Source organism: Paenibacillus sp. VTT E-133280, from assembly GCF_002264385.1.
GTDB lineage: Bacteria > Bacillota > Bacilli > Paenibacillales > Paenibacillaceae > Paenibacillus_AQ > Paenibacillus_AQ nitricinens.
Genome location: NZ_NFUX01000044.1, coordinates 25,401 through 39,850, shown reverse-complemented (window position 1 = coordinate 39,850; position 14,450 = coordinate 25,401). Strand labels below are relative to the sequence as shown.

The 14,450-nt window shown below is 46.1% G+C and carries 15 protein-coding genes; 14 read left to right on the top strand and 1 reads right to left on the bottom strand.

Annotation, left to right across the window (positions count from 1 at the left end):
* Window positions 1-26: 26 nt before the first annotated feature.
* Window positions 27-980: a ribose-phosphate diphosphokinase gene (locus CA600_RS18825; protein WP_036678796.1), complete on the top strand. Its 954-nt coding sequence runs from the start codon at window positions 27-29 to the stop codon at window positions 978-980.
* A 187-nt stretch (window positions 981-1,167) separates the two neighbouring features.
* Here the strand turns inward: CA600_RS18825 and CA600_RS18820 are convergent, their stop codons facing one another.
* Complete coding sequence (locus tag CA600_RS18820) at window positions 1,168-1,368, bottom strand: hypothetical protein (RefSeq protein ID WP_094872014.1); 201 nt, start codon at window positions 1,366-1,368, stop codon at window positions 1,168-1,170.
* Window positions 1,369-1,493: 125 nt separating this feature from the next.
* On the opposite strand from CA600_RS18820, the gene pth reads away from it, so the two are divergent.
* From pth to CA600_RS18750, 13 genes are all read left to right on the top strand, one after another.
* Complete coding sequence (gene pth / locus CA600_RS18815) at window positions 1,494-2,054, top strand: aminoacyl-tRNA hydrolase (RefSeq protein WP_094872044.1); 561 nt, start codon at window positions 1,494-1,496, stop codon at window positions 2,052-2,054.
* 83 nt (window positions 2,055-2,137) lie between these two features.
* Window positions 2,138-2,368, top strand: a complete 231-nt coding sequence (locus CA600_RS18810; protein ID WP_094872013.1) for an anti-sigma-F factor Fin family protein — start codon at window positions 2,138-2,140, stop codon at window positions 2,366-2,368.
* 131 nt (window positions 2,369-2,499) lie between these two features.
* Complete coding sequence (gene mfd / locus CA600_RS18805; protein ID WP_094872011.1) at window positions 2,500-6,024, top strand: transcription-repair coupling factor; 3,525 nt, start codon at window positions 2,500-2,502, stop codon at window positions 6,022-6,024.
* Window positions 6,011-7,054 (top strand): peptidylprolyl isomerase, encoded by a 1,044-nt coding sequence (locus tag CA600_RS18800; protein ID WP_094872010.1) that lies wholly within the window; start codon window positions 6,011-6,013, stop codon window positions 7,052-7,054. The genes mfd and CA600_RS18800 overlap by 14 nt, the downstream gene beginning before the upstream one ends.
* A 354-nt stretch (window positions 7,055-7,408) precedes the next feature.
* A complete protein-coding gene (gene spoVT / locus CA600_RS18790) occupies window positions 7,409-7,951 on the top strand; it encodes a stage V sporulation protein T (RefSeq protein WP_094872006.1) in 543 nt (180 codons plus the stop codon).
* A 148-nt stretch (window positions 7,952-8,099) separates the two neighbouring features.
* On the top strand, window positions 8,100-9,782 hold the full coding sequence (locus CA600_RS18785; RefSeq protein WP_094872005.1) for a putative polysaccharide biosynthesis protein: 1,683 nt from the start codon (window positions 8,100-8,102) through the stop codon (window positions 9,780-9,782).
* Window positions 9,783-9,848: 66 nt separating this feature from the next.
* Window positions 9,849-11,348, top strand: coding sequence for a nucleoside triphosphate pyrophosphohydrolase (mazG, locus tag CA600_RS18780; RefSeq protein WP_094872003.1), 1,500 nt, complete (start codon window positions 9,849-9,851; stop codon window positions 11,346-11,348).
* A 287-nt stretch (window positions 11,349-11,635) separates the two neighbouring features.
* The gene (locus tag CA600_RS18775; RefSeq protein WP_036678778.1) at window positions 11,636-11,908 is read left to right on the top strand and encodes an HU family DNA-binding protein; all 273 of its coding nucleotides are present in this window, start codon (window positions 11,636-11,638) and stop codon (window positions 11,906-11,908) included.
* Entirely contained in the window at window positions 11,908-12,186 is a 279-nt protein-coding gene (locus CA600_RS18770; protein ID WP_042183857.1) for an RNA-binding S4 domain-containing protein, read from the top strand. Before CA600_RS18775 ends, CA600_RS18770 begins: the two co-directional genes overlap by 1 nt.
* A 136-nt stretch (window positions 12,187-12,322) precedes the next feature.
* Complete coding sequence (yabP, locus tag CA600_RS18765) at window positions 12,323-12,607, top strand: sporulation protein YabP (RefSeq protein ID WP_042123140.1); 285 nt, start codon at window positions 12,323-12,325, stop codon at window positions 12,605-12,607.
* Window positions 12,604-13,167 carry a spore cortex biosynthesis protein YabQ gene (gene yabQ, locus CA600_RS18760; protein ID WP_094872001.1) on the top strand — a complete coding sequence of 188 codons (564 nt, stop codon included), beginning with the start codon at window positions 12,604-12,606 and terminating at the stop codon, window positions 13,165-13,167. The genes yabP and yabQ overlap by 4 nt, the downstream gene beginning before the upstream one ends.
* Window positions 13,168-13,190: 23 nt before the next feature.
* Complete coding sequence (locus CA600_RS18755) at window positions 13,191-13,526, top strand: FtsB family cell division protein (RefSeq protein WP_094872000.1); 336 nt, start codon at window positions 13,191-13,193, stop codon at window positions 13,524-13,526.
* Between the two features lie 124 nt (window positions 13,527-13,650).
* Window positions 13,651-14,154: a S1 domain-containing RNA-binding protein gene (locus CA600_RS18750; protein WP_094871998.1), complete on the top strand. Its 504-nt coding sequence runs from the start codon at window positions 13,651-13,653 to the stop codon at window positions 14,152-14,154.
* Window positions 14,155-14,450 lie beyond the last annotated feature (296 nt).

Genomic DNA, 14,450 nt, shown 5'->3' with positions numbered 1-14,450 from the left:
ATTCCGTCACGGAGGGTTTAAATTTTATGACTTATTGTGATTCCAAATTAAAGATTTTCACCTGTAACTCCAACCCAAAGCTTGCTAGTCAAATCGCTGATTACATCGGAATTCCGATGGGTGAATCGCATACTACAAGTTTTAGCGATGGAGAAATCCAGGTCAAGCTGTCAGAGAGCGTTCGGGGTTGTCATGTGTATATTGTTCAATCCACCTGCGGCCCAGTTAATGACAACCTAATGGAGCTTTTAGTTATGGTGGATGCACTCAAACGCGCCTCCGCAAAAAGCATCAATGTGGTTATCCCTTACTATGGTTACGCTCGTCAAGATCGGAAAGCTCGTTCCCGTGACCCTATTACGGCCAAGCTGGTAGCAAATTTGATTGAAAAAGCCGGCGCTCACCGTGTAATTACGATGGACCTCCATGCTATGCAGATTCAGGGATTCTTTGATATTCCAGTGGATCACTTGCTGGGTGTTCCCATCCTGGCTCAGTATTTCCGTTCCAAACAAATCGAGAACCCAGTTGTCGTATCGCCAGATCACGGCGGTGTAGTACGTGCAAGAAAGCTTGCTGACTTCCTGAACGCTCCGCTTGCAATTATAGACAAGCGTCGTCCAGAGCCGAATGTCAGCGAAGTCATGAACATTATCGGTAATATTGAAGGTAAAACAGCCATTCTGATCGATGATATTATCGATACTGCCGGAACTATTGTACTTGGTGCTAATGCTTTGATGGAAGGCGGCGTGAAAGAAGTATACGCTTGCTGTACACACCCGGTATTGTCTGGTCCTGCACATGAACGTCTGGAGAATTCTCCAATTAAAGAGATTATCGTGACAGATACGATTCCAATTCGCAGCGCGAACCCAACTTCTAAACTCAAAGTGTTGTCCGTGGCTCCACTTATGGGTGAGGCAATTATCCGCGTTCATGAAGAGTTGTCGATTAGTAAATTGTTTGAAATTGAATAAATATAATCAATGAATACAAGCATAAATGCTCTACCGTCCTTATAAGGTCGGTAAGCGTTTAAGCGAGAAATATAAGACATATAGTATAATGTGAAGCTTATACTTTCTTATATTTGTAAAAAAGGGTTACACCTCCGTTCTCGGAGATGTAACCCTTATCGGCGTGATGCAGGTAGAAGCGCTGGCTTCAATACCCGGCGCGGGAGACGAAGGTGAATATGCTGCGGTTATAGAGTGTCCCTTGCAGCTCCACGAATCCCTCGTCCACTGCTGTCAATACACCAATGTCAATGTGCACGTCGCCTCTGTATATTTCCACAGGCACAGCATATTGGATATGGTACTGAAAATCGCGCTGATGTGTTAAGATTCCACCTTGATGTTGCATAGGTTATCACCTGTCTTCGGAGTATAATTTCGCTCTGGTTGCTTAAGAGTATGCAGATAAGATCTATTGTACCAAAAACGGACTTCTCTTGCCGGAGAGCCCGCATGGAAAGGAAAGGTTCGATAATGAAATGGATTGTCGGATTGGGAAATCCGGGAACACAATACGCGAAAACCAGGCATAATGTTGGTTTTATGGCATTGGATGAGCTTGCGGCTCAGAATGGGATTTCTTTCAACCAAAGCAAATGTAAATCTGTGATCGGTGAAGGCGTTATCGGGGGAGTCAAAACCGTATTGATTAAACCGATGACCTTTATGAATTTGTCCGGTGAGGCTGTTCGAGCTTATATGGATTATTACAAAGTTAAACTAGAAGATATGATCGTCGTCTACGATGATCTGGATACCGAAATTGGGAAAATTCGCTTGCGTTATCAAGGTAGTGCTGGTGGACATAACGGAATTAAATCGATCATTCAGCATGTAGGTACACAAAGCTTTAATCGGGTACGAATGGGTATTTCTCGTCCTGAACCGGGTTTTGCAATAGTGGATTATGTTCTCTCTTCTTTTCCTAAAAAAGAAGGGGATCCTCTGAAGCAGATGATCCTTAATACTTGTGATGCACTGGAGTTTAGCTTAAAGAATTCATTCGAACAGACGATGGCAAAATTCAATGGTTGATCTGTAAACTCTGTTGTTATGAGGCTAAAGATGATGCTCCCCGGACATACTGAAGGTATATAGTACCTTCAGGAGGCATATAGATGGCAATAAACTATGTATGTAGGCACTGCAAGACATCTCTAGGCAGCATTAATAGAAGTGATGTTACAGAAATGCAGTTGGGCCTTCATTCCTTGACCCCTGCGGAGCGCAGAGATATAATAGCGTATAATTCAGAAGGTGAGATCACGATAAAGGTGACTTGCGACTATTGCAAGGAGGCTTTAGAGCATAATCCGGAGCTTAGCCTGCTGACGAGTCCGCTTCAGTAGGTGATAGCGCCTGTCTCTATCGTCATCCGCAAGCCTTGGCGTTACAGCTGAGGCTTCTTTTCGATTCCAATCATAATAGGTGACGGTCGCTTTGACTTCCGTTAGCCTGTTTAGTAAGAGAGGTGCGCCTGTTGTTACAAGGTATTATAGAAGCTTTTTCCAAGGATCCCGATTTCCAGTCTATCACCCAGGGTGTAGCTGCAGGTATGAAAGAGCAGCTCATATCGGGGCTTACAGGTTCAGCTAGACAGATCATGCTTGCAGCACTGCATGAAGAGACAGCTCGTCCCTTGCTTGTGGTGACTCATAATATGTTTTCGGCTCAGAAAATGGCCGATGATTTACAGGAAGCGCTTTCCCCGGAACGAGTTCTGCTCTATCCTGCTAATGAACTTGTGGCTGCGGAAGCTGCTGTCTCAAGTCCAGAGACATTAGCCCAGCGTATTGATGTACTGACCAAATGTGCTCAGGGCTTTCGAGGCATTGTTGTAGTTCCCTACTCGGGAGTGCGCAGACTGCTCCCTGCACCAGAGGTTATGGCAGAGGCGCAGGTTACGGTTTCTCAGGATGGAACGCTTGCTCTGGACGAATTCTTGATGTCCATGATCGAAATGGGTTATGAAAGAGTAGAGCGGGTTGAGAATCGCGGTGAACTGAGCGTTAGAGGTGGAATTATTGATTTTTATCCAATGACTTCTCCTTTGGCATATCGTGTTGAGTTGTTTGATGATGAGGTTGATTCCATCAGAACTTTTGATCCAGTGGATCAGCGTTCTATTGATAAAGTACGAAGTGTGAAGATTACACCGGCTAAAGAGATCATTGCGAGCAGGTTTCGCCAGGAATCCGCTTCTGCTGAAGCATCTGTTATGCTGGAGCGACAGCTTGAGAAAATGGCGGATCGGCAGGCTAAGTTGCGTCTAAAAGAAGAAATTGGACGCGAGCTAGAAATGCTGCGCGAAGGAACCTATTTTCCTGAAATCTATAAATATATCAGTCTTTTATACCCTGAACGCTCTCATTTATTTGATTACATGGCCCAGGATACGATCCTTATTCTCGATGAGCCGACAAGACTGCTTGAAACGGCAAAACAGCTCGAAAGAGATGAATCGGAGTGGAACCTCCATCTGATGCAAAACGGCAAAACATTGCCGGATCTGGATCTCTCTGTCGAGACAGATGTTGTGATGTACAAACGTCCGTTCCAAAGCCTGTTTATGTCGATCTTTTTGCGCCAGGTCCCACACATTCAACCACAGAATATTCTTGGGTTTATTAGTCGTGGGATGCAGGATTTCCATGGTCAGATGAATGTGCTTAAATCGGAAATGGAGCGTTGGCAGAAGTCTGGTGTAAAGGTAATGATGCTTGCGAGCAGTGAAGAACGGATTGAACGTGTACGCAGAGTCCTTTATGACTATGGTATTGATGAGCCAACGATCGTACAAGGAAACCTGGGTTCAGGCTTTGAGCTGCCTTCTATTCATCTAGCCGTTATCACTGAAGGAGAGATGTTCTCTCAGAAGCAGAGGAAGGCACGGAAGATCTCTAAAGGGATAGATAATGCTGAACGGATCAAGAGTTATACTGAGCTGAAAATTGGTGATTATGTTGTTCACCAGAACCATGGTATCGGTAAGTATATGGGGATCGGTACGCTGGAGGTCAGCGGTATTCATCGCGACTACATGCATATTTTATATGCGGGTGGCGATAAGCTCTCGGTTCCGATTGAGCAAATTGACTTGATTCAGAAATATGTCGGTTCAGAAGATAAAGAGCCGAAAGTATATAAATTAGGCGGTAATGAATGGACGCGGGTGACTAATAAGGTCCGCTCTTCCGTTCAGGATATTGCTGATGATCTAATCAAACTGTATGCCGAACGCCAAAGTGCAGCAGGGTATGGTTTTGAGAAGGATACTCAGGAACAGCGTGAATTTGAGGAAATGTTCCCTTATGAGGAGACTCGTGATCAGCTTCGAGCGATAGAAGAGATTAAGAAGGATATGGAACAGAACCGTCCAATGGACCGACTCCTCTGTGGAGACGTTGGTTATGGGAAGACAGAGGTAGCTATACGAGCAGCCTTTAAATCAGCAATTGAAGGTAAACAGGTGGCTGTGCTGGTACCGACAACGATTCTAGCCCAGCAGCATTATGAGACCTTCCGGGAACGTTTCGCTAATTATCCGCTTAATATTCAAGTCTTAAGTCGTTTCCGCAGCCGTAAGGAGCAGAATGAGACGATTAAAGGCGTTCGGGCAGGAACGGTCGACGTGGTCATTGGAACCCACCGTTTGTTGTCTCAGGACCTTGTATTCAAGGACCTCGGTTTATTGATTGTGGATGAGGAACAACGATTTGGCGTGACTCATAAAGAGAAGCTGAAAAAGCTAAAAACGAATGTAGATGTTCTCACCCTGACAGCAACACCAATTCCTCGTACACTGCATATGTCGATGCTGGGAGTGCGTGATCTGTCTGTCATTGAGACGCCACCGGAGAATCGTTTTCCCGTGCAGACTTATGTTGTCGAGCATAGTCAGACACTTACTCGGGAAGCTGTAGAGCGCGAATTAGCCCGTGGGGGGCAAGTCTACTATCTGTATAATCGTGTGCAGGGCATTCAAGAAATGGCCGCTCAAATTTCCATGCTTGTTCCTGAGGCTAGAGTAGGTATCGGACATGGCCAAATGTCGGAAGCGGAGCTGGAGAAGACGATCCTTGATTTTCTTGATGGAGAATACGATGTACTGGTCAGCACAAGCATTATTGAGACGGGGGTAGATATTCCTAACGTAAATACACTTATTGTGCATGATGCGGATAAGATGGGTTTGTCTCAGCTCTATCAATTACGTGGACGTGTAGGCCGGTCCAACCGGATTGCGTACGCCTATTTTACCTATCAGCGGGACAAGGTTCTGACTGAAGTGGCAGAGAAGCGGCTGCAGTCTATTAAGGAATTTACGGAACTCGGTTCGGGTTTCAAAATAGCGATGCGGGATTTATCTATTCGTGGTGCCGGTAACTTACTTGGTGCAGAACAGCATGGTTTTATTGCATCGGTAGGATTTGATTTATACTCACAAATGCTGGCGGAGGAGATCCGCAAGCGTAAGGTTACTGTGCTTGGAGAGGAAGATACCTCGCTCAAAGAGGGCAATACTGTCATTGATTTGTCGATTGACGCATATCTGCCATCCGAGTATATTTACGACAGTATTCAGAAAATTGAAATCTACAAAAAAGTTGCGGCAGTAACATCCTTTGATGATGCTTCTGAGCTTGAGGATGAGCTCTTGGATCGGTTCGGAGAACTGCCTGAAGCCGTTGTTAATCTATTAACTGTGGCTCGTCTGAAAGTGTATGGAAAAATGTATGGCATTGATTCCATGATCAGACGTGGTGATGAGGTTACCCTGAATTTCTATGAGGGGAGTCTTGGCGCTCTGGATACGGCGAAACTCGCCAAAGTTGGAAATAGCTTCGAAAGACGTGTACAATTCGATAGAGATGCTAAAGCCAGTATCCGAGTGAAGTCGAAAGACTTAAGTGATAAACAGCTGCTTGACTTGCTTGAACAGTTTCTTAAGGAAGCTAAACAGTCTTTTAAATCGAAGGGAGAACTACACAATGTCGTTAAATAAAAAAAAATCATGGAAAGTACTGCTCGTTTCATTGGTAGCAGCGGTTTCCTTTTCTATGCTAGCAGCATGCGGTAGTAGTGCTGATGATAGCAAGGCAGTTGCGACTTATAAAGGTGGAACAATTACAGAGAAGGAATTTGCTATGGATCAAAAAATCATGAAATTCCTCTCCCCACAGCAAGCGCAATATTTAGAGATTGAGGCGTTTAAGGAGTCTATTTTGAAGCAGGAAGTGGGCTTTGAATATTTGGCTTCCAAAGCAACGGATGAAGCGAAGAAGCAGGCGAAGAAAGAGGCAGATAGCCAAATTGCTGACTTGAAGAAAGCCCTGGGCGACAATTATAAGAAAACACTTAAAGACGCTGACGTTACAGAAGGCGATATCCATAGTTATATGGAGCGTGTGCTGACGGTTTATCAGGATATGCTGCTTAAAGTGACAGACGATCAGGTTGTCAAGGAATTTGAAGCTACAAAAGGTGACTTTACGGTAGCGACTTTGCGTCATGTGCTAATCGGTCTGACAGATGCTAACAACAAAGAGCGCACTAGTGAAGAAGCACTGAAAATCGCGAAGGAAGTTAAGGCAAAGCTGGACGGCGGAGCTGATTTTGCAGCCATCGCTAAAGAATACACTGACGATACAAGCTCTAAGGAAACGGGCGGAGAATATAAAGATAAAGCTGTAGGAACATATGTAGATGAGTTTAAGAAGGCTGCGCAAACCCTGCCTTTGAATACCATTAGTGATCCTGTAGAGACTTCTTATGGTTACCACATTATCAAGGTGGAGTCCCGCACCGACAAAACCTTTGACCAGTTAACGGATGAACAAAAAGAAGGCATTAAGAGCTCCATTGTGTCCAAGAACCTGGAAGCGTTCATGGAGAAAGATCTGGAAGGCATTATTGAGAGCATCAATCTGCCGAAGAGCTCTGCTGCTGCAGACGAATCCGGAACAAAAAATAGCGGAACAGAAGCCACTACAGCGCCAAGCGCATCCCCAAGTGCTACAAAAGCTGCTGAATAAACATCGGTAAAAATGGACAAGCTTACCTTAGAAAAGCCATCCTCACTTAATGTGAAGATGGCTTTTTATAAATATAAGGAGTATAAGTTTCACGCTATACTTTTTCCTTATATTTCTCGCTTAAGCGCATACCGTCCTTATTGAGGACGCCGAAGGCGCTTATGCTTGTTCGAAGAAACATCTTCAGAACGGCCTTTATCTTGATGCAGATATTAATACATGTCAGCTTATGTATAAGGATCTGGGAAGAGATGAATACTATGGTCAGATATTACGATAAATCACTGGGATTATCCTTTCCCATAATGGACAGTAGTAAGACCATACTTCTTAAGAAAGCGGGGCACATGTGAAATGAAAGCTACTGGAATTGTTCGGCGTATTGATGATCTCGGACGAGTGGTTATTCCCAAAGAAATTAGACGTACTCTACGGATTAGAGAAGGCGACCCACTGGAAATTTTCGTCGATCGGGACGGTGAAGTCATACTCAAGAAATATTCCCCGATTGGCGAGCTTGGTGACTTTGCAAAAGAGTACGCGGAGTCCTTGTTCGAAGGTACTGGACATATTACGATGATTGCTGATCGTGATACCTTTATTGCACTGGCTGGAGGCTCCAAGAAGGACTATTTGGAAAAACAAGTAGGAATTCTTTTGGAGAAGGTCATGGATAGTCGTAAGACTGTACTGGAAACCAACGAAGGCAGTTATGAAATCGCTAAAGATCATCCGGATTTGGTGTCCTCATATGTAGCCTCACCGATCATTTCCGGTGGAGATCCTATTGGTTGTGTAGTGATGGTAAGTAAGGATGATTCAGTGAAAATGTCGTCAATGGAAGTGAAAATGTCCGAAACCGCCGCCGCATTCCTTGGCAAGCAAATGGAGCAATAACCGTAATGTAGACCCCGCTTTCCTTTTGGTAAGATATACAAAGGGTAAACGGGGTTTTGTCGTTCTTACAAAACCGTTTCTACTTGTGGGTATACATACGTTATAATATAGAAATTCATCCCATTAAAGTTGTAGAAGCAGGTATTTTATGAAATCTAACACACAAACATCACGGCTCTTGCAAGGGGCATTTATTCTAAGTGCCGCGGCAATTATTTCAAAGCTTATAGGTACACTCCAAAAAATCCCGCTGCAAAATCTAGGCGGAGATGCAGTATTTGGTATATACAACACAGTTTATCCTTTATACACGATGTTGTTGACGGTAGCAATGCTAGGTCTGCCAGCGGCCATATCCAAATTTGTCGCTGAAGCCTCTGCAGGAAGGCGGGATGACGAGGGTCGAAGGATTCTGCGGTTAACTGCAATTATAACAGCCATAAGCGGTTTGGTTATCGGAGTAATCACCTATGCAGGTGCGCCCATTATAGCTGGGTGGGTCGGTAACTCGCATGTGATGCCCGCTTTGCGGACAAGTGCTTGGGGACTTGCGGTTGTTCCAATCATGTCAGCTCTTCGCGGTTATTTTCAGGGTCTTCATAATATGGTTCCGACGGCTGTGTCACAAATTGTAGAGCAGTCCGTACGTGTTACGGTAATGATTGTACTGCTCTTATACCTGACCTCACTGGGTGCAGGCGCTGAGAGCATTGCTGCTGGCGCATTGCTCGGATCAGCCGGGGGAGGGGCAGCAGGTCTTGTGGTTATGCTGTTGTTCCTGCGACGTCATCAGCGGAGGTTAAGACAGGGCACCTCTGTAGATGCTGCTGCTTCTGTCGAAAGCCAGGATTTAAAGCCGCCTAACGCGGAAATTAAGGGGCGAGCCAATCAACGGTTTATGGGCGTTAAAGCAGGTGCCTTGCTGGCTTATGGCATTCCTGTGATGCTTGGCGCGTTGGCAATGCCCCTTATCGGGCTTGTAGATGTTTTCACCGTACCTCGTTTGCTATCCTCTGTAGGAAGCGAAGTGGAGGCGATGATACAGTTTGGAGTGTACAATCGTGGTTTACCGCTAGTGCAAATTGTAACGATGATTGCCACTTCATTGTCCGTCGTGTTCATTCCAGCCTTGGCAGAGGCGAAGTACAAGGGAGATACGAAGCTGATTGAGAACCATTGCAGCTTATCGCTGCGTTGGTTCTGGCTTCTAGGGCTAGCAGCCTCGGCGGGCCTAGCGGTGCTTGCTGAGCCGATTAATATGGCTCTTTACGGCGATACGGCCGGCAGCAGCACTATGACTTGGCTGGCCTTAACCGCTGTTGGCGGTACGGTCAGCATCATCTCAGCTGCGCTTTTGCAGGGCCTCGGCTACGTGCGCGCCCCGGCCCTGCACCTTTTGGCCGCCGCGCTGCTCAAGGCGGCCCTGAACCTGCTGCTGGTTCCGCAGCAGGGCATTACCGGCGCAGCCATCGCTGGCGTGGCCGCGCATTCGTTCGCAGCAGCGCTTAACGTGCTGCTGCTGTACCGCCAGGGCCATCTGCGGGTTCGCCTCGCAGATGCCCTGGCACGGCCCGCGCTGCTTACAGCGGGCCTGGCTCTTGCCGCCGCAGCCGCCAGCTGGGGCGTGGGCGCTGTGGCTACGGCCGCTGGCATCGGCGGCGGGCGCACTGCCAGCTTGGCGCAGAGCCTGCTCGGAGTGCTCGCAGGCTGCGCTGTCTTTGCCGTAGGGGCTATAGTCCTGCGGCTCCTTAGCGAGAGCCAGCTGCGCCAGCTTCCGGGCTTCGGCCCGTCCCTGGCAGACAAGCTGAAGAAGCTGCGCTTATTCCCTTAATCAACTTCTACATCACAATATAAAAATGCGGTCTGCTGAGACAGCCGCTTAAGAGGAGGAACAGACATGAGTGCAACATTAACGGTCGTCGGTCTGGGTTCAGGTAACCCTGATCGATTGACGCTAGGAATTATAAAGAAGCTGAAGGCAGCATCCGTTGTCTATGTCCGCACAAAAGAGCATCCAGTCATGGCTGCCCTCTCCGAGCTTGAAATAACTTCACAGTCCTTTGATGGATTGTATGAATCATTATCCTCGTTTCCAGAGGTGTATGCAGCGATTACTTCAAAACTGATTGAAGAGGCTCAGGCAGCAGCAGACGGTATAGATATTGTTTACGCGGTTCCGGGTCATCCTATGGTTGCGGAATCAGCGGTTTCCCAGCTGCGCGAGCGGTGTCCTGAGGAAGGCATTGAACTGCAAATATTGGGTGGAGAGAGCTTTCTCGACGAGGCGTTTGTTCGACTGGGGTTTGACCCCATTGAAGGGTTTCAGTTACTAGATGCTTCAGGCATTCGCAGTGCTCAGCTTCAGCCTGAACTTCACACCCTGATTGGTCAGGTGTACGATAGCTTTACAGCCTCGGAAACAAAATTATCTCTGATGGAGCTGTACCCGCCTGAATATGAAGTTGTTGTGGGGCATGCACTCGGTGTCGAGAACGAAGAAAGTATTGTAAGAGTGCCACTGTACGAACTGGATCGACTCGACGGTTATGGTAACCTGTCATTAGTTTATGTACCTGCGAATCGTGATGAGAAGCTAAGAAATCGTACCTTTGCCCGTCTGCATGAAATTGTTGATATTCTTCGAAGCCCGGAAGGTTGTCCATGGGACCGGGAGCAGACACATGAATCCCTGCGCAAAAATTTAATCGAAGAAACCTATGAAGTCCTTGAAACGATAGATGAGGATGACCCCGATCATATGAAAGAGGAGCTGGGCGACCTTTTGCTGCAAATTATGCTTCACTCTCAAATGGAGGAGGAGCTAGGCACATTTAACGTGTATGATGTCATTGAAGGGCTGAATGATAAGCTTATCTTCCGTCACCCCCACGTATTTGGGGATACCCATGCGAATGATGCCGAAGAAGCGCTGAAGAACTGGGAAGGCATGAAGGCAGAAGAGAAGCGGCGTAAAGGTGTGAAGCCAGAGGAATTATCCGTTCTTAGTGGTGTTCCGCGTGACCTGCCTGCCCTTATGAAGGCATATAAGCTTCAGAAAAAAGCATCCAAGGTGGGCTTTGACTGGGACAATGCTACGGATTGCATAGCCAAGATTCGTGAGGAGATCGATGAGCTGCAGGAGGCGATTGACACAGATGCGGCGACAGATGAGCAAATTCTGGAACTTGGGGATTTGTTGTTTGCAGTTACGAATGTAGCTCGTTTTATCGGTGCAGATCCGGAAGAGGCATTAACCCGGACTAACCGCAAATTTGTGCGCCGGTTTCAATATATTGAGCAAAGCTTGCAGCGCAAGGGAACGAGCGTAAAGGATAGTAGTTTGGAAGAGATGGAAGAACTGTGGCAAGAGGCTAAGGCTGAGGAGCGTAAAGTCTAGTATTTCACAACCCCTTTGCGGTATATGGACTCCACAATGAGGCAATGCTGTGGATGTAGCTTTTATTTTCTGATTTAGAATGTGGCCAGTAGTTTAATAGTGCTATAGAATAGATTCTGCGACGATTTCTGAGAAATAACTGCTTCTTTTTTAAAAAAACGACGAATCGTGGCAGGATTTTAAGGTGACATCAAGAATAACATAAAGACGAAATGCGATTCGCCCCATATTATGGCGGTGATTCTCGTTTCATTTATTTTTTCGTATCCTAGGAGGAACTTTAAATTATGAACAAGACAGATTTGGTAAACAACATTTCCGAGAAAAACGGATTGGCAAAAAAAGATGTAGAAGCAGTATTGAACGGATTCTTGGGTGAGATTACAGAAGCTTTGGCAAAAGGTGATAAAGTCCAACTGATCGGTTTCGGAACTTTTGAAACTCGCAAACGTGCAGGACGTACTGGTCGCAACCCGCAAACGGGCACAACGATTGAAATTCCAGAATCGACTGTACCGGCTTTCAAAGCTGGTAACAAGCTTAAAGAAGCCGTTAACTAATGCGTCTTGACAAATTCCTGAAAGTGTCCCGTTTAATTAAGCGCCGTACAGTGGCCAAGGATGTGTCCGAACAAGGCCGGGTACTGATTAACGGGCGGGAATCTAAACCTAGTAGTGCAGTTAAGATCGGTGACGAGATTACTGTACAATTTGGACAAAAGCTTGTAACGGTCAAAGTAGAAAAGCTGGTCGAAACGACTCGCAAGGACGAGGCCGCTGGTATGTATACTCTAGTTCGGGAAGAGCCTGTTGCCAAAAGCAGCGGACTGGACTGGTAAGAGTAATAGAAGAAGGCATAACTTTACATTTTGTAGAGTTGTGCCTTCTTTTTTTCTCTCTTATTTTAGAGGGACGGGATGTTCTATAACTTCTACTTCTGCCATAGATTAGAGGTAAGAAGGAGGGGTACATGCTATGATCGAGCCAGGAAAGGTAAACAAACAGCATGATCTGCACATGCGCAGTCGGAAGCAGTTAGAGTTGACGGGCGTGCAAAATGTGGAGAGCTTCGACAGCGAGGAATTTTTGCTTCGTACAGAACTCGGCCATCTCACCATTCGCGGGAATCATTTACATATCAAAAATTTAAGTCTGGAGAACGGAATGTTGTCCTTAGAGGGCAATGTACATTCCCTGATTTATCTCGATCCCGGATCGCAGGGCAAAAACAAAGGTCTGCTCGGTAAGCTATTTAAATGAATCCTGCAGTCCAGTGGGTGACGCTGTTCTACATGATCATGGCCGGGTTGGCAATGGGACTGGCCTATGACAGCTACCGGGTGCTGTCGCTGAAGTTCAATTTTCCCAAATGGCTGAATGCCATACTAGATCTACTGTATTGGCTTTGGGCTGCCTTGCTCGTTTTTCGTATGCTTTATGCCGGAAATCAAGGACAATTGCGGTTTTATGTCTTTCTAGGTTTGTTTCTAGGAGTATGGATCTATTTTTTAATCTTCAGTGTTACGGTGCGGCGTTTTGTGTTAAGGTTAATTCAATCGGTTCAGTATATGTGCAGGCTGCTTTGGAGACTTGTGGAGATCCTGATAGGTACACCTCTTCGCTGGCTTTGGCGATTTGTTTTAGGACTGCTAAAGCTACTAGGTCGTATTCTGCGGTTCATCTTTAAGCTTCTGCTGCGTCTGACCAAACCAATTTGGGTATTACCTGTTAGGTGGATCTCTCCACAGTTATCTCGGCTGACACATAGCGCCTGGATTGTGAAGATCACTGGATGGATTACCAAATGGCGGAAACGCTGACCTTGAATTAGGGGGTACGTTACATGAACAGATTTACTGCGGAAGAGAAGAGTAATCATAGCAAAAATTCGGCCGCAGGCGCGAAGAGAAGAAGATTTATGTGGATTGTCTTTGTGGCAATATTTTTTGGTTGGGCGGGTTATACTTACTTCGATCAAAGCGCGGTCATTGCGGACAAGGGCAAGGAGCTTGCAAAGAAACAGGAGACTAGTGAGGATGTCATGGCATCTTTAACTCAATTAAAATATGAATTATCCAGACTTAATGATGACGAGTATATTGGCCAATTAGCACGTAAATGGTACAATATCTATCCTCAAGGGGAAACTCCTATTCGAACAGAGCAATCAGAGCAATAATAGCGGCTAAAAGAGGCTTTTACTCTGTTGCCTTGCTTTGCTCTTTACTGTATAATCAAATCACCGCAGACAGGATGACCTTAATATTCGTCTGTATATTTTTAAGGGAGGATCATTTTATTCTATGGCAATTGAAGTGGGCACCAAGTTAGAAGGCAAAGTGACAGGCATCACGCATTTCGGAGCATTTGTGGATCTGTCAGGAGGTGTCACAGGTCTCGTTCACATCTCGGAAATCGCCGATAATTATGTCAAGGATGTTAACGATCATCTGAAGATTAGTGATGTAGTAACAGTCAAGGTGATCAACGTCGATAAGGACGGCAAGATCGGACTTTCCATTAAGCAGGCTGTTGACAAGCCAGCATCGGAAGTACGTCCGCCTAGAGCTCCAAGACCAGAACGTCCTAGCGGCGGAGACCGTTTCGGCGGCGGTGGCGGCAGTGGTGGTGGAGGCGGCGGTGGATTCAATCGTGAACGGGGTGGGCGTCCATTTAAGCCTGCAGCCGGTAAACCTTCATTCGAGGATAAAATGTCGCGATTCCTGAAAGACAGCGAAGAACGGATATCTTCGATTAAGAAGAACACAGAAGGAAAGCGCGGAGGCCGTGGAGCTAAACGCGTATAATCCAATACCTGTACATCATAAATAACCGCAGGGGCATTTCGCCCTTGCGGTTTTTTTGTCATGTCATATAAAATTGCCGACAGCATCCATGTCATTCTCACATAACTCTAGGGCAATCGCTGACGAATGACCGCCGCGTTAGCGCGTGAAATTACGTTGCAAACAATCTTGAAACCAATCAACCTACCGTCCCGCAAGGGATAGAACCACTTTTTTACAGATCATGAATGAAGGCTTTTTTGTCGGAAATTTCTTATGTGTGTCCCTCCATTTTTGACAAACTTTCTCAAATCTCC